Origin of the sequence: Nostoc sp. (assembly GCF_036917355.1) — a bacterium.
Classification (GTDB): Bacteria; Cyanobacteriota; Cyanobacteriia; order Cyanobacteriales; family Nostocaceae; genus Nostoc.
The window spans coordinates 14457-30592 of record NZ_JBALDP010000056.1; the positions used below are offsets into that span (position 1 = coordinate 14457).

15 protein-coding genes are annotated in these 16136 nt (G+C 42.8%); 9 read left to right on the forward strand and 6 right to left on the reverse strand.

Annotation, left to right across the window (positions count from 1 at the left end):
* Positions 1-81: 81 nt before the first annotated feature.
* Both V7K53_RS15955 and V7K53_RS15960 read left to right on the forward strand, forming a co-directional pair.
* Positions 82-783 carry a choice-of-anchor E domain-containing protein gene (locus V7K53_RS15955; protein ID WP_335198482.1) on the forward strand — a complete coding sequence of 234 codons (702 nt, stop codon included), beginning with the start codon at positions 82-84 and terminating at the stop codon, positions 781-783.
* A gap of 319 nt (positions 784-1102) precedes the next feature.
* On the forward strand, positions 1103-1954 hold the full coding sequence (locus V7K53_RS15960) for a Cof-type HAD-IIB family hydrolase (RefSeq protein ID WP_335198484.1): 852 nt from the start codon (positions 1103-1105) through the stop codon (positions 1952-1954).
* Positions 1955-2134: 180 nt separating this feature from the next.
* On the opposite strand, the gene V7K53_RS15965 is transcribed toward V7K53_RS15960, so the two are convergent.
* On the reverse strand, positions 2135-2806 hold the full coding sequence (locus V7K53_RS15965; protein ID WP_335198485.1) for a DALR anticodon-binding domain-containing protein: 672 nt from the start codon (positions 2804-2806) through the stop codon (positions 2135-2137).
* A gap of 525 nt (positions 2807-3331) precedes the next feature.
* On the opposite strand from V7K53_RS15965, the gene V7K53_RS15970 reads away from it, so the two are divergent.
* Positions 3332-4051 (forward strand): Crp/Fnr family transcriptional regulator, encoded by a 720-nt coding sequence (locus V7K53_RS15970; protein ID WP_012412419.1) that lies wholly within the window; start codon positions 3332-3334, stop codon positions 4049-4051.
* A 56-nt stretch (positions 4052-4107) separates the two neighbouring features.
* On the opposite strand, the gene V7K53_RS15975 is transcribed toward V7K53_RS15970, so the two are convergent.
* Entirely contained in the window at positions 4108-5154 is a 1047-nt protein-coding gene (locus V7K53_RS15975) for a PstS family phosphate ABC transporter substrate-binding protein (RefSeq protein WP_335198486.1), read from the reverse strand.
* 287 nt (positions 5155-5441) lie between these two features.
* Positions 5442-6839, reverse strand: a complete 1398-nt coding sequence (locus V7K53_RS15980; RefSeq protein ID WP_335198487.1) for an ABC transporter substrate-binding protein — start codon at positions 6837-6839, stop codon at positions 5442-5444.
* Positions 6840-6899: 60 nt separating this feature from the next.
* Between V7K53_RS15980 and V7K53_RS15985 the strand changes: the two genes are divergently transcribed.
* On the forward strand, positions 6900-7061 hold the full coding sequence (locus tag V7K53_RS15985) for a hypothetical protein (protein ID WP_335198488.1): 162 nt from the start codon (positions 6900-6902) through the stop codon (positions 7059-7061).
* A 99-nt stretch (positions 7062-7160) separates the two neighbouring features.
* On the opposite strand, the gene V7K53_RS15990 is transcribed toward V7K53_RS15985, so the two are convergent.
* The gene (locus V7K53_RS15990) at positions 7161-8561 is read right to left on the reverse strand and encodes a serine/threonine-protein kinase (protein ID WP_335198489.1); all 1401 of its coding nucleotides are present in this window, start codon (positions 8559-8561) and stop codon (positions 7161-7163) included.
* 304 nt (positions 8562-8865) lie between these two features.
* Positions 8866-9879: a LysR family transcriptional regulator gene (locus V7K53_RS15995; protein ID WP_335198490.1), complete on the reverse strand. Its 1014-nt coding sequence runs from the start codon at positions 9877-9879 to the stop codon at positions 8866-8868.
* A gap of 212 nt (positions 9880-10091) precedes the next feature.
* Here V7K53_RS15995 and V7K53_RS16000 point away from each other — a divergent pair, with 212 nt between their 5' ends.
* The 5 genes from V7K53_RS16000 to V7K53_RS16020 all read left to right on the forward strand — a co-directional run bounded on the left by V7K53_RS16000 (position 10092) and on the right by V7K53_RS16020 (position 15215).
* Complete coding sequence (locus tag V7K53_RS16000; protein ID WP_335198491.1) at positions 10092-10808, forward strand: NnrU family protein; 717 nt, start codon at positions 10092-10094, stop codon at positions 10806-10808.
* 604 nt (positions 10809-11412) lie between these two features.
* The gene (locus V7K53_RS16005; RefSeq protein WP_335198492.1) at positions 11413-11799 is read left to right on the forward strand and encodes a thioredoxin family protein; all 387 of its coding nucleotides are present in this window, start codon (positions 11413-11415) and stop codon (positions 11797-11799) included.
* 303 nt (positions 11800-12102) lie between these two features.
* Positions 12103-12237: a hypothetical protein gene (locus V7K53_RS16010; RefSeq protein ID WP_322663086.1), complete on the forward strand. Its 135-nt coding sequence runs from the start codon at positions 12103-12105 to the stop codon at positions 12235-12237.
* Positions 12237-14339: an NAD(P)H-quinone oxidoreductase subunit 5 gene (locus tag V7K53_RS16015; RefSeq protein WP_335198493.1), complete on the forward strand. Its 2103-nt coding sequence runs from the start codon at positions 12237-12239 to the stop codon at positions 14337-14339. Before V7K53_RS16010 ends, V7K53_RS16015 begins: the two co-directional genes overlap by 1 nt.
* Positions 14340-14594: 255 nt before the next feature.
* A complete protein-coding gene (locus V7K53_RS16020) occupies positions 14595-15215 on the forward strand; it encodes a hypothetical protein (protein WP_335198494.1) in 621 nt (206 codons plus the stop codon).
* A 37-nt stretch (positions 15216-15252) separates the two neighbouring features.
* Here the strand turns inward: V7K53_RS16020 and V7K53_RS16025 are convergent, their stop codons facing one another.
* The gene (locus tag V7K53_RS16025; protein WP_335198496.1) at positions 15253-16122 is read right to left on the reverse strand and encodes a hypothetical protein; all 870 of its coding nucleotides are present in this window, start codon (positions 16120-16122) and stop codon (positions 15253-15255) included.
* Positions 16123-16136 lie beyond the last annotated feature (14 nt).

The window sequence follows — 16136 nt, forward strand, 5'->3', positions numbered from 1 at the left end:
CAAGACTACAAGCAAAGTTTCAGAGTTAGAAATAGGTTAGTAATCCCGTAATGATTCGTTTCAGAAAGGCATCTTTTATCCATGACAACAAAACTATTCAACACTCTAGCTGCTGCTACAACTTTGGCAGGAATTGTTGCAACATCTGGAGCAGCTAATGCAGCATCTCTCTCCTACACTAATTCCACTAATTACGATTTCACAAATATCATTGATGCACCTCTGAGCGTCCAAAAATTTGACTCATCCCTGGGTACACTCAAGGGTGTAACGATAAGTTTTACTGGCGACATACTTGGAAATGCAGGTTTTGAAAACAGGAGTCCAACCCCGACTCAGGTGACAGTAAATCTTGCTAGTCAACTCAGCTTAAAACTAAATAATCAGTCTCTGTTTGCGCTCAATCCACAAGATATATCGAGTTATCAAGCTGCTAAATATGACGGTACCACTGATTATAGTGGCGCCTCTGGAAAGACTATTTCTAACTTAACTGCTACACAATCTGCAACTCAGTCTTTCACCAATACCCAATTCTTGCAGTCTTTCACTGGTAATGGCGACATAGACTTTTTGTTCTCAGCTTTAGCCAACTCAGTAGTTACGGGTTCGGGCAACATGAGATCCTATATTGATACTTATGCCAAAGCAGGTATCAAAGTAACTTATGACTACGATGCTAAAGCAGTACCTGAATCCTCTGCCACACTGGGAATTGGTTTAATTGCTGGGCTTTGTCTATTGTCACAACGCAAAAAAAGTTGGATCAAGATGTTTAATTAATAGACTTTCTTGAATAGGTAGATTTTTTTATCCTATCTATCAAGCAGGCTCTCTAATTTAAATGAAAAAACCCGATTTTTTCGAGAATCGGGTTTTTTCTTGTGCCTAATAGCCATAATTTTTAAAACTTTTTAAGTAAATCCAAAATCCTCAAAGCAAGTGTATTGCTCGCTGGGGTCAATCTAAAATCTAAAATTGTGTAATTCAACATCTTCACGGTAAGGAAATTAGATTGACTAGAGATGCCATTTTTTCTACTACTCCCCACTGGTCACTAGAGCCTGTTAACCTCTTACTGGAACTTAAAATCTAGGAAATCATGCAGAAAGCATCTACAGACAATCAGGCTGCTGCAAAAGACATTAAACTACTAGTTTTGGATATAGATGGCACGATCGCTGGACACTCTAACACTATCAGCGAACCTGTAAAGCAAGCAATCTTTGCAGCGCAAGCACAAGGAATTCAAGTGGCGATCGCCACAGGTAGAATGTATCGTTCAGCCTTGCGCTTCCACCAAGATATCGGCTCTACCCTACCATTAATGGCCTATCAGGGAGCCTGGATTCAAGACCCAATCACCCAAAAAATTCATCGCCATTGGGTTGTTTCCAGAGAAATCGCCCACCAGTTACTCGACTATTTTGAAAAGCCTGAGTTGCGATCGCTTCTATCTGTTCACTTTTACATCAACGATCGGCTATACGTTCGTGAGTTAACTAAAGAAACCAAAATTTATGCAGAACGTTCTGGTGTTATCCCAATTCCTGTGGGTGATTTGCGTCAAGCCTTAACGAATGAACCGACAAAAATTCTTGCTTTATCTGATGACACTGACGTAATCGATAAGTTATTAGGAAATTTGCGCCGCCAATACACACCAGCTGAACTTTATCTGACAACCTCTGTTGCTACCTTTTTTGAAGCAACTAACGCTTCTGTAAATAAGGGGACTGCTATACGTTACCTAGCCGAAGAATTGCTGGGATTACAGTTAGCCAACGTTATGGCGATTGGCGATAACTTCAATGATGTGGAAATGCTGGAGTATGCCGGACTTGGTGTAGCTATGGGCAACGCACCAGCAGGAGTACAAGCGATCGCTAATTGGGTAGCTCCTAGCGTAGAAAAAGATGGGGCAGCAGTAGCAATTGAAAAGTTTTTGCTGTAGTGAGGGCACTTTTTCAAACCTAACCCATACAAATCAGAAAGGACACCGACGACTGGCCGTGTTTCGTCTCGGTGCCCCTGCTGGTTCGCTCCTCACACACCTGCTAATGTATCCGAGGTGGTGCATTGAGTCAATAGCTATATAAAAAGTTTTTATTTTTGCCTAAGCGACATTACCGATTTATAGCTCCAAAGGCGCAAAAACCCCCAGATTTTCCTCTAGGACAAATTTTAATACTGACTGAGTAGCCATGAGCAATCCGAGTCTAGCTTGGGCCAGTTCTAGTGACGTAATTTTCACCTCACCCCAAATCCGGCAATTAGACCAAAACTTTTCAAAAGCTTGGCTCAAATTCAGCGCTACTTTTTCCCATTTCACAGAACCGCTAACATCAGCGCACTCTATGTTGTCTACCACTTGTATTAATTCGCCAATTAGACGACGCTCATCTGGGTGATTGAGTTGTAGTGTTCCGTCGCAATTAAGCCAAGGCACTGGGTTAGGAGAGATAACATCCCAAAAAGCTGGACTAGTATTTGAAACTGGTTCTCTAAGTTTAATCAAACCCTCTCGATGAGCCAGTAGCACTAACGAACAGCAGCGTGCATGAGCATATTCAACAGCAAACAATGAATTGGGCACTGGGCATTGGGCATCAATTGTCTCCTCTGCTCCTCTGCTCCCCTGCTCCCCTGCTCTCCCCAAACTCCCGACTACGAGACTTTGTAACCAAGTCGCTAAGGTTGCGTGAGTTAATTCAAAATTTATCCAACCAGGGGGAACTATTTGGATACTAAAAACGTCCTCACAAATCCCTGATAAATCTGAAGCGATCGCACTGGCAAGCTCCATCGCTTTTCGATTCTGAGATTTTGATAGTCGCAAAGACACACTTGAGGTATAGAAAACTCTATTGTCATCTATACCTTTATATAGAGGAATTTTTTCCCATTTTATGCATATCTTTTTTGCATTATAAGTATCAATGCTTAGTGATTTTTTTAGATAACTATATAATAGCTGTTTGATTGACTTATATTTGCTAACTGGTAATTTATAATGCACGTAATATTATTTAAATAGTCATGTAAGATATATTTGTTACATTTCTGTCATCTGTCTTGCGGTATAAATTTAATTTAGATGAAGAAAAATGAGAAGAGGATAAAATTTGATGAATAATCGATGAATAGTAAGTAAACTTTACTACCACCATTGTACAGTAGGAAGTATAACAAAAGAGTAGAGAGTAATTTGCTTTCTATTCTTTGGATTGGCTGGCGCTGTTAGGCGTTAAGCCTGCCTCGTCAACACAAAGACACTCCTTGCACCCTTTTATTTACGTCTTTGTCTTCAGCCGAACGCTCTTTGTTACCTATGCAATCTCCATCCTCCTTTTCTGAGGCATCACGGCCTTTTTTGACTTGGCAACGCATTCTTGACTGGGCTCAAGAACACTATCGCTGCCGCACCTTTAGCAAAGATGAGCGCATTCCAGCCCGGCCTGGATTGCTGTATTTGGTGCAAAGGGGTGCGATCCGTATGGTAGGAACCGCCCAAGTTAGTGCGACTGCCAGTCAGCTAACGTCTCGACGAATCAACAGAACTCCAGAAGAAGCGTTCTTGGGTTTTGTGGGAGCGGGACAGCCATTTGAAATTGTTGCTCAATCACCATTCACACTCCAGGCTTACGCCCATGTCGATCAAACAGCGGTGCTGTGGATGTACTGGCATGATTTAGACAATTGGCCTCACTTCCGTCGCGAAGTTATGGATGCCTTTAGGTATCAGCACCAGCGTAAGCTGCTGTGGCTGAGTGCCTTGGGACAACGCCGCACAATTGACCGACTCTTAGGATTTCTCACATTGTTAATTGAGGAATATGGAGAGCCAGCAATGAGCGACACCGATCCTGATGTGATTCGCGGTTATTGTCTGCCCTTTCCCCTCACTCATGCCCAAATTGGTAGCGCGATTGGTTCGACTCGTGTCACCGTCACCCGCTTGATGGGTAAGCTGCGTCAACGTGGTTTAATCTTGACTCAAGGGGATAATCTCATTTGCTTGCCAGCAGAGTCGATTAATAGAGCTGGTTAAGGTACAGTTCAGAGCGGCGATTTCCGCCACTCTGTCTTGAGTGCGATTCGCAGGTGTCAGCGAATTTTGACAAACCCTGCTTGGGTAATCAGTTGCTGTCCCTGCTCAGTCAGCAGTAAGTTGGCGTAAGCGACACCTGCTTGCTGCTCAGTCTGACTATTCTGTTTGACCACCACAAACAGATTGCGGGTAATCGGGTATTTTCCTGATTGGAATGCCTCAATGTTTAACTTGTTCCGTTTACCAGGACATTCAGACGGGAGGACAGAAGGTTCTTGGTATGGAGCAATGTATTGCCCTTGCGTGCGCCCCAACGGCAAGGCCTTGATTGAGCATTGAGGAATCACCTCTGGGGCAGAAGCGTAGTAGATGCTACCAGGACTATCAGCCAATTTTTGCAAGGCTTGGGTGGTTGTGGAGATAAATTCTACATTGGAGCTGAAAGCTTGACCACCCAAGATGTCTTGGACAAAAAGTTCTACAGTACCGCCATCAGCAATGCGGCGCGAATAGGCCTTAATCGGGATATTGGGGCCGCCCACCTGGCTCCAATTATTGATTTTGCCTGTGTAAATTGACTTTAACTGGTCTACTGTTAGTCCTGGAATATTCAAGTTGGGGTTAACTGCGACCGCTAAACCATCAATTGCTACAGGAATTTGTTTTAAACTGAATCCACGCTGCTGGGCACGGCTTAATTCCTGATCTAGAACTGGTCGGGAGGACTGGGCAAAGGCTAGTTGACCGTCTATCAAAGACTGAATGCCAGTACCAGAACCAGGCGATGCATTGCTGGGTTCTACATAGCGCAGCCGTAACTCTGGCCGCGCGGCTTGAATTGCCGGATCGACTACTAGTCGAATCGGTGCCCAAGATGTACTACCTCCGTAATTGAATAATCCTGTAGGAACATCCTTTACTGAAGTGAAAGTATTGCCACTAGGTTGTTCTGAAGCAGTTTGGGGCGTTTTGGTGCTACCAGAATTAATTGTATTTAGATCGACACCAGATTTTCTAGTAAACCACCAAAAACCGCCAGCTATTAGCCCGACGGTGATTAGGATGGATAATACAAGAATAGTTGTTTCATTTTTTTGGGACATAGTATAATTACCCGCGCGTCCATTCAATATAAGTGCTTGACTTGACAAGTGCTTGCTACTTGAGATTGTATTTGGAGGACGGGGATTTTGTTAGCAAATCCTAACTTCTAAGTAATTTAGAAGTCAATGTATAATAAATTGCATTTGGATTATTCGTCTCTGATCTCAAGGTTTGAGTAGTGGTAAGAATAAATTGACAGTAAGATTTTTCCCCATAAAACTCAATTTCCCATCTTGAGAGGTTTTCCAGGTTAAGTATTGGTTAATTTTTAATTTTTTATTGCCGATTAACGCACTGGTTCAAAGTCATAACCAGTACGAGAGCGAGAACCAGGAACAATTTTTACAAGTTGAACTGGTGCATTGCGATCGCCTGATGCTAAAAAGCGAATTGTATCAGAAGCCCCACTGGCAGAAAAGTCAGATGACAAGAGTGCTTGTTGGACTCCAACTCGCGTGGGATTACGTTCTAATGCCGCAATTAGAGCTACAGTGGCATCATAGCTGAGGGCACTTCGCCAACTCACATCACCGCCCCATAACTGCCGCGATTTCTGGGGAAAATCTGACTTAGGATCGCTATCAATATGCCAGGGAACAGCTACTACCATCCCCACAGCTTGTTCTCTGCCAATTTCCAAAGTTTTAGCGGTGTAAACATCATCTCCCGCCAACAAAGTTAACTTTTTCTGATTAATTTGAATTACTTGCAGTGCTTTATCGAGAGTTTCAGTGTTAGCAGCTAACATCAATACTTCTGCACCTTGTTTAGTTGCTTGTTCTAGACTTTTAGCCGCACTAAAATCAGCCTTGGATAAGTCAAATTCGCTGGCTACCTGTCCACCCTCTAGGGAAACGGATGAAACAAACTCCGACTTTAACGATTGGCTATAGTTACTCTGAGAATTAAAGAAAACCACTGCATTTTTTTTCTGCAAGGTTCTCACCATATAGTTGGCTAAACTTCTCGCAGCCATAAAATCACTGGGAACTGTGCGAAAAACGTAGCGGCTAAAGTTAGAAATTTTAACAGATGTACTAGTCGGAGATATAGCTACAAGTTGTCCAGAAGTATAGATAGTACCTGCGGCTAAGGTGCAATCGCTAGTATTCGGCCCAACTACACCTAATACTTTGGAATTGCTGACTAGGGTAGAAGCAATTTGCTTGGCTATTTCTGGATTATCGTCGTCATTAGCTATACCTACCCTCAAAAATACTCCCTTGATTCCTCCAGAGTTATTAACTTGATTTTGGGCTTGGGCGATACCACGTAAAATTTCTAAAGAAGTATTGGGGTCAGTGCCAAATGGTACAGAAGCCACGATGGTATAGCTCTTGGAGGAGTCGATTCGGGCATTATTAAGAAAAATTAACGTTTCTGGATCGTTACGGTTGAGTTTTAGAGCAGCTGTGAAATTGGCGATCGCTTTATCATAACTTTTAGCTGCGATCGCCTGTACTCCTTCTTTTTTTACTGGAGAAATATCACCTGGAGTAAAAGATTTTTCTCCAAAACTAATACGGTCTTGTAAGGATGGATTGTTGCCTGGTTGTTGATTTGGAATGATGTTATTACCAATTTTGGCCCCATTGTTACTAAACCACCAAAACCCACCGCCAACTATGCCAGCTGTCAGCAGCAGAGCCAAAGCTAAAATTGTGGTTTCATTCTTTTGTGACATAAATAAGTTTCAATAAAGTAAAAATATTTATTATGAAGAATTCAGAACTCAGGAGTCAGTATGAATTCTGTACGACTGAGTGGTGAATATTGGGTTAAAACCGTACTTCTCTACGAGACGCTACCGCGAACGTCTCGCTACACGCTTTCGCTCTTGGTGGATGAAACTATTATTAAATATAAATTTTGTTTAATTGCGCCCACCGTTCACAAAAAACTATAGACCACTAAAGATTAAACCAATAGTGATGACAACAGCTAAAAAAAGACTAAATATTTCGTTTCTCTGAGACCTTAATGTAGCTGTTAGCACCAGAATTTTTTAAAGTAAGAGAGATAATAATTTATAAATAAGTCGAAATACAGCTGTTAGTGAAATAGCTACTAAGCCTGCTCCAACTGCTAAAATCACCACTGACGGAAGATCAAGACCTCCCCGTAACAAGGGGACAAAAAAAATAATTGTAAAAGTAATTGTGGGAATAATTAATAAATCGAACTTTTCAATCCACCGCCTAGTTTGGGCAAAAATTAGTATACCTAAAATCAGGGCGGAAGTAGTCAAAGTAACTATTGGTGATTTTACTAGACTGAAGAGGGCGATCGCGATCAATGCACCCTCAAATCCACTAAATGCCGCCCCACCCAATAATTCCAATGTCGAAAACGCTGGCTGAGTTGGTGGACGACGGGGAACAACAGGACTAGAACCTTGGGGTGGTTGTGGCGGGAGGGTTACAGAGGGCGAATTAAGTTGTGTAGGGGTTTGAGGCTGTGAGTTAAGTGCATCTAGAACCTCTTGGGCTGACTGGAAGCGCTGATTGGCAGCAGGTAACAGCATTTTGTCTAATATGTCAGCAAGGCGAGGGTTAACAGTCACTTGCGATCGCCATTTCCACTGGTTGCTATAGGCATCAAATAGTTTAACTGCTTCCTGATTTGTCAACAAGGTAATAAGAGTTACAGCTAAGGCGTATAAATCTGTAGATGGGAATACTTGACCTCCAGCCATCTGCTCAGGCGGTGCAAATCCCATCGAATAAATTCCTGTGGAAGAAGCAGCAGAACCCAGCGCAACATTTGTTACTTGCTTAACTGCACCAAAATCTAGTAAAAAAAGTCTACCATCACGACGGCGCATGATGTTAGAGGGTTTAATATCTCTGTGAATAATACCTCTATGATGGACAAACTTTAGTACCTTTAGGATTTCTTCCAGCACCTCCAACACTTGCTGCTCAGAAAATTTGCCTTGTTGAACTAATTCTTCTTCTAAGTTTTGCCCATCAATATATTCTTGTACTAAGTAAAAAAATTGATCTTGTTGTCCTGGTTGCAAACTATTAACTATCACTGGAAAGAAGGCAAATAAGTCTGGTATTTGCTCGTGATCGTTACCAAGTTGTGCTAAAACTTCTGCCTCTCTCTCAAACATCAACTGTGCTTGTTGCAGTTGATTTAAAGTTAAATTTCCCGCTGGTTGAAACTGCTTAACCACGCATTGACGCATTCCTGGTATTCGGCGATCGCGCGCCAAAAATGCTGCTCCAAACCCACCCCTTCCCAGCAGCTTCGTTGGCACGTATCGACCATCTAGCATCAATGGCATACCACAGGTAGTGCAATACTTTTGCTGGGTTGTTTTCAGTGTCGTAACATCATCTAAATCGGCAAAATAGTTTTGTGGGCGTGGACAACGTGGACGAGTGCAGTAAACTTCCATTTTCGTGATTAGTCAAAATCATTCGTAATTGATGATACTCGCCTTCTCTACGAGATGCTACGTGAATGGCAAGAAGCAAGCTACGTAATTCGTAATTAGTTCAGGTTACAGAGAAACTAAATTTGTTAATGAGGAACACGAATTTTTTTCCTGATATCAAACTCTTGGTTTGCCATCAGCGCGCTGCACAAACACAATGGGTTAATAATTACGAATTAAGTTAGCGACAGAGGAGCGTCATTACGAATTATTTGGTCATTTACAAAAAACAAAGGACAAATGACAAGGGACTAATAACCTGATTTTAGTCTTCGCCAGATGAGGTGGGTGTTGCTACCTCCAATGTAGTTAACACTAGACTTTTTTGTGTTAATTTTAACACATCTTGATTCCATCCTGGGTTAGCAAACTGGGGCAAAATTTCTTGACTAAAGGCTTCGGCGGCCTTGGATCTATAGCGATTGGGATTACAAATCAGCCATAGGTTCCGTTTGACGACAACGCCTTCAATGGGAGTACGGTGCAAAACGCCCATTTGTAACTCTTTAGCGATCGCACTAGTTGAAACAAAGGCAGCCCCTAGACCAGATTGCACAGCATTTTTAATCGCTTCAATGGAATTCAATTCCATTTCAACTTTAAAACGTCTGGTATCGATTTCACAGCGTGCTAGCACTTGGTCAATTACTTTGCGGATAGTTGATTGGGAATCTAGAGCAATGAATTGTAATTTATACAGGTCTTCTTTCTGGATTTTTTCAAGTTTTGTAAAAGGATGAAAGACAGGTAAAATCAGCGCTAGCTCGTCCTCAGCGTAAGGAATAACTTCTAAAGATTCTGACAGTTCACCAGGAATTTCACCACCGATAATTGCCAGATCGACTTGTCCGTTAGCGACACTCCAAGCAGTCCGTCGGGTAGAGTGCACGTGTAATTGCACTGCCACATCTGGATATTTTTGTCGGAACATACCGATCATTCTGGGCAAAAGATAAGTGCCGGTGGTTTGAGAAGCACCGACAATCAAAGTACCACCTTGGAGATTTTGTAAATCCTCAATGGCGCGGCAGGTTTCCTGACAGAGACTGAGGATTTTTTCACCGTAGTTTAAGAGTAGATGCCCAGCTTCGGTTAATTGGGCGCGTCGTCCTCCACGATCGAATAAGGGGACATCGAGTTGCCGTTCGAGATTTTGGACTTGTAAACTAACGGCGGGCTGGGAAACGTAAAGACTATCAGCGGCACGCTTGAAGCTTCCTTCTTGAGCAATCGCTTTCAGGATACGTAACTGATCTAAAGTGAAAGGAAGGTCAGACATAAGGCTCAACCCACAAACTTTTAAAGGAGCAGATGCACGTAATAAATCCGGTTTGGCAGCAATCAGCCGGACATGATTTGTTGCATATTAAACTTGAAGGCTTGACTCGAAAAAGACAGTAGCACAACATCTTGACTAAAGTCCCCTTTTGAATACTTTGTGGTATTGGTTGTACTGAATTCAGTTTTCTTTAAATTACTTCACCTGTGTATATGCTGCTGATTTCTTGGTTGACACCCAGTCATTTTGTCATACTGGGGTTACAAATAGTTTTTGCGATCGCTCACAGTGGAGGCGCTGCTTTACGCCCTTGGGCAGAAAAATATATTGGCCCAAGGTTTTATCGCATTCTCTTTGCATTAGTCAGCCTATCGTTGGCTGTGATATTAATTATTTACTTTTTTGGGCACCGTTATGATGGTTTGCAAATTTGGCAGGTACAAGGGGTGCCAGGAGTGCGAGAATTTGTTTGGCTGCTATCAGCAATCTCGTTTTTGTTTTTATATCCTGCTACCTTCAATCTACTAGAAATTGCTGCTATTCAAAAGCCCCAAGTTCATCTCTACGAAACAGGAATTATTCGGATTACCCGTCATCCCCAGATGGTAGGACAAATAATTTGGTGTGTTGCCCATACTCTCTGGTTGGGTACTACCTTTACCCTTGTGACTTCCATTGGCTTGATATTGCATCACTTGTTTGGGGTTTGGCATGGGGATCGCCGCCTGAACGATCGTTATGGGGAAGCTTTTGAAATTGCCAAACAGCGGACTTCAATTATTCCCTTTAAAGCAATTATTGACGGGCGTCAATCTCTCCAATGGCAGGAATTTCTGCGCCCTGCCTATTTGGGAGTTGCCATTTTTATAGCTTTGCTTTGGTGGTCGCACCCTCTGTTAATGGAAGCAACTAGTAGGATAGGATGGTAGCTTTAGACGATCCCCAGTGTCAGCAGAAAATCCGAAATAGATGGAAATTTCAGCTTATCAATTGCTCCAAATCAATGTAGGATAAATTCAAACATGTAACAGTGGAGGGTGCGTTCAGTCAGCTTGAGATTTTATTATTGGTAGTCGTTGGTCAGTTGCCTTTCCTTGAAAGAAAGTGGCAGATTCAGTCAAATCCCCAGGCGATCACGGCAATCAGGAGTTTAACATCCAAAAAAGCCAACGCGACTTCTAAGGTCGCTTTTCTGTCAGAGATACATTAACGCGCTCAATTTTTGCCAATGATTCTGTGTCCTGAAATTTCTGTCCTGAAAGCATCTATCGGCAGTTAATGACTTGCCAATCCTCCACTGAAGCAGTCCTGAGTCCTGAGTCCTGAGTAAAAGCAAGCAACTTAGTATTCATTGCTTGGCAAGTAGTCCCAATTCCCGCTTTACTCTAAAAGAAAAAGAAACGAGTTCCTCATTCAATCCCCTAACTTTTTGTTATGGACTTCTACTCAGCAACCAGAACTCGGAACTCAGCACTACTCAATTCAGTACTGATAGCTAGTTTGATATAAAAACCTTATAATCCAAGAGGCGTCATGGTGTTGTCGGTTAGTGAGCGAACATTTACTCAAGAAGTTTTAGAATCTCCTATTCCTGTTTTAGTTAACTTTGAAGCACCTTGGTGTGGCTTGTGTCGAGTTATCCACCCACTATTGTTGCAATTTCAAGCCCAGTGCGGGGATGAAATTAAATTAGTCGGGGTTAACGCAGATCAAAATTTTAAATTGTCTACTACCTATAGGCTAAAATCACTACCCACTTTACTATTGATTGAAAATGGCACTATTCGCCATCGCTTGGAATGCTTTCGCGGCAGAGAAGATTTACGTCTAGCTTTAGAAGAGATTAAAGCCAGCTACAGCAATTACCCCAAAATCTACAAAAGTTCAAAAATAGTGGACTTAGAATGCCGATCGGCCTGATGGATATTGGGTATGGGGTATGGGGCATGGGGCATGGGGCATGGGGCATGGGGGAGGCAGTGCGGTGAGGCAGCCCCGTCTTCTCCCTTGACGCTAGCCTCTCCCTTTGGGAGAAGGGGAGACGCGAAGCGCGATAGCGCCGGCGGCAAGCGAGTCCGCGAGCGTCTGGCGGTTTCCGTCGATAGCGCCGGCGGCAAGCGAGTCGTCGAGCGTCTGGGGGACTGCCTTATCCCGTTGGGTCGTGGGGTCTCCCCAAGTGGAGCAACTGCCGTCATTGGGCATTGGACTAATGACCAATGACTAATGACTAAATCTAAAACCATGCTTAATACCCCACCCAATCAGTCTTGGGTGGGTTATTTTATCCTAAAGGGTGTAGTCACAATTATTAACAGTTTCGACACGCTAATCATGAATTCTAAAAGTAGGCGTCAGTGATGGAAGTAATCTATCAGTATGCCTGGCTGATTCCGGTGTTTCCTCTTTTTGGGGCAATGCTGGTCGGTCTAGGGTTAATCTCGTTGAATCAGGTGACAAACCGCCTCCGCCAGCTTAATGCTGTGGTGATTATCTCCATGATGGCAGCAGCTATGGGGATGTCGTTTGCCTTGCTCTGGAGTCAAATTCAAGGACACCCGTCTTATATTCGCACCTTTGAGTGGGCGGCAGCAGGTAATTTTCACCTGAGCATGGGCTACACTATTGACCACCTGACAGCCCTAATGCTGGTGATTGTCACAACGGTAGCCTGCTTAGTCATGGTTTACACCGATGGCTACATGGCTCACGATCCCGGTTACGTGAGGTTTTACGCCTATCTCAGTTTGTTTGGCTCTTCAATGTTAGGTCTGGTGGTCAGCCCCAACCTAGTACAGATTTATATATTCTGGGAACTGGTCGGGATGTGTTCCTACTTGCTGGTCGGTTTTTGGTACGATCGCAAGTCAGCAGCAGATGCCGCTCAAAAAGCGTTTGTAACCAACCGGGTGGGCGACTTTGGTCTATTACTCGGCATTTTGGGGCTGTTCTGGGCAACAGGAAGCTTTGATTTTAATATCATGGGCGATCGCCTCGCCCAACTTGTCGAATCAGGTTCTATCAGCAATTTTCTCGCTGTCCTGTTTGCGATTTTAGTTTTCTTAGGCCCAGTAGCAAAATCAGCCCAATTCCCCCTCCATGTCTGGCTACCAGATGCGATGGAAGGCCCCACCCCCATTTCTGCCTTGATTCACGCGGCAACAATGGTGGCGGCTGGTGTTTTCCTGATTGCCCGGATGTACCCAGTATTTGAAGACGTTCCAGCCGCAATGAATGTCATTGCCTTTACTGGGGCGTTTACGGCGTTTTTGGGGGCAACCATTGCCATTACCCAAAACGACATCAAAAAAGGCTTGGCTTACTCCACCATTTCCCAACTTGGTTACATGGTGATGGCAATGGGAATAGGTTCCTACAGTGCTGGACTATTCCACCTAATGACCCACGCCTATTTCAAGGCGATGCTGTTCTTGGGTTCAGGTTCTGTAATTCACGGTATGGAAGGTGTCGTTGGACACGACCCCGCCTTAGCGCAAGATATGCGCTTGATGGGTGGACTGCGAAAATATATGCCTGTCACAGCAACTACTTTCTTAATTGGTTGCTTGGCAATTTCTGGTATTCCACCCTTTGCTGGTTTCTGGTCAAAAGATGAAATTCTAGGGAAGGCTTTTGAGGCTAACCCATTTCTTTGGATGATTGGCTGGCTAACTGCAGGGATTACAGCTTTCTATATGTTTAGAATGTATTTCATGACATTTGAAGGCAAATTCCGGGGTACTGACGAGAAAATCAAGGAAAAACTCAAGAAAGCTGCGGCGACAATTGTCCTGGAATTAGAGTCAGAAGAACCAGTCCCGAATTTTGGGCCTGGGGCGATGAAGAAAGGAGAATTGGCGGCAACTAGTCAGCATCATGATTCCCATGACTCCCACGGGCATCACAGCGACTCCCCGCACGAATCGCCGTGGACAATGACGCTGCCGTTGGCACTGTTGGCTGTGCCTTCGATTTTGATTGGTTTGGTGGGAACTCCCTACGCCAATTATTTTGAAGAGTTTATCTTTCCTCCTAGTGAAACTCTCTCCGAAGTTCTAGAAAAGGCTTCCGAGTTCAATCCGACGGAATTCTACATTATGGCGGGTGCGTCAGTGGGAATTTCCTTGGTTGCGATTACCTTAGCTTCGCTGATGTATTTGCGCCGTAAAATTGACCCGGCTGCGATCGCTGCTAAAATCCAACCACTTTACGAGTTATCGCTCAACAAGTGGTACTTTGATGACATTTACCATCGAGTTTTTGTCCTCGGCTTGCGTCGCCTAGCTAGACAAGTTATGGAAGTTGACTTCCGCGTTGTAGATGGTGCTGTTAACCTCACAGGCTTTTTCACCCTTGTCAGCGGTGAAGGTCTGAAGTACCTAGAAAACGGTCGCGCTCAATTCTATGCCTTGATTGTGTTTGGGGCTGTTTTGGGCTTAGTGATTGTCTTTGGTGTTACCTGATTTTCACAGGGGTGGACAAATGTCCGCCCCTACATTAATTTCTTGAATTTTGTGATACAGCCTTTTTAGGTAAGTGAACTAAATCTTTTTTGTTTCACGCAGAGGCACACGAAGAAATTGAGAGTTGAGTTTCAAAAGATGACCAAAATTTTTTAATACAACCTATAAAAGTTTAGCTTTCTAGTTCCGCTCTGATTTTTTCAAGATGTTTAATAATCTTCAAAGAATAAAATCGTTCAGAACATTTAATTATTTATGACAGAAGAAGAGATCAGAATCAGGCGGCACCATATACCAGATGATGAAGTTTGGCAACGAAGTCATAATACATGGAAACAACTCAAGCCAAGACTCAACTTTAATTATCGACTTGACCCATCTAATGAAACACCTCTAGAATATTCACAAAGGATAATATCAATATTTAACAATATTCCTATAGATGTACTTCTTCAGTGGCAATTTGAGCATATTTATGACTTGGATATGGTAAATAACTATGGCTGGATTAATTACCATCAAGTGACTTTCAACCTTGTTTATTGGTCTGAAAAAGAGTTTTCTAAAGTGCAGATATTTTCAGGCTTTAAGGATTATGTAGACCGCAAAAGTTATATATCAAATTTTGAGCATCTATCATGCACTGATGAAGATAAAGATCATTGGAGGCACTTTGGAACTTGGCTAGTTCCAATAATTGTATTAAAAACTGAAAACATGATTAATATACCAAGTTATGCAGAATTAAATTGCCCATACCAGCTTGTAGAAGGACATACGCGGTTTGGAAACTACAATGCTATTAAATGCTTAAGTGAGCAAGGAAAGGTTCAAATATCAAATAAACACAAAGTTTTTCTTATGTCTGTTAGTTGAATAATCGGTTCTCGCTGAAATTCGCTGCAACACATTATCATAAATTGTCCGACACATCATTATTTATGAGTATTTCATACTCGGTAAGAAAGAAAGAAATGTAAGAACGAATAAGATTACAGAATAAGCGACCTTCAGAAAGAGTGATTGGTTTGCCCTCTTTTAGATCAAGTCCATGCCGACCACCACCACCAGTTGGTGACGAATGATAACCATGTAAACTTTCTAAAGATTTTAATATATACTTGATTGCTGTCCCTTCATTTGCATTGCAGAGTTCCTTCACAATTAGGTTAAAGTATGTCCCTTTTATTATTGTGCCAGATGGTAATTGCTCACCTCTAAAAGCAGTTGTAATTGATTCTAGAATCCAAAGCAGTTCTTGAACTGCTTCTCTAGCCCGATTTTCAATCAGTAGTTGTTCAGAACGGCTTAGAGACTTAGTAATGAGTTCCTTTGCAGACTCAGTAAAGGTTGATGGGGATTCGGCCACAGGGATAGCTTCTTCACCTTCGGATAGCTTCACAAGTTTTGGTGGATGGATTTGATAAGCAATCTTGTGTTCAAGACAAATACTGTTGATACGTTCAATGTCAGGGATTGCATATTTATCCCGAAGATTCTCACACGCCTCGTAGAACGCCTCCAGAAACAGAGGTGAGTTTTTAGCCGCGTCTTCCAAAGATGACCGTAAATCTGTGCTTGCCCAACTCTCTGAAGTACTCCAGTCACTCGTAGAGCCTACTACATGGGCAAAATACTCTTTAAAATACTCTAGTAACTTCCAGCGATCTCCCTTAGCTACTATTATGCCAATAAGTTTCTCAAATTCATCAATCGCTTCATTAGGAATAACTGAATCTGGTGAAGATATAAAGCGCCATGAATCAGGAAATTGAAGTGGCATTTAAATGTTATATA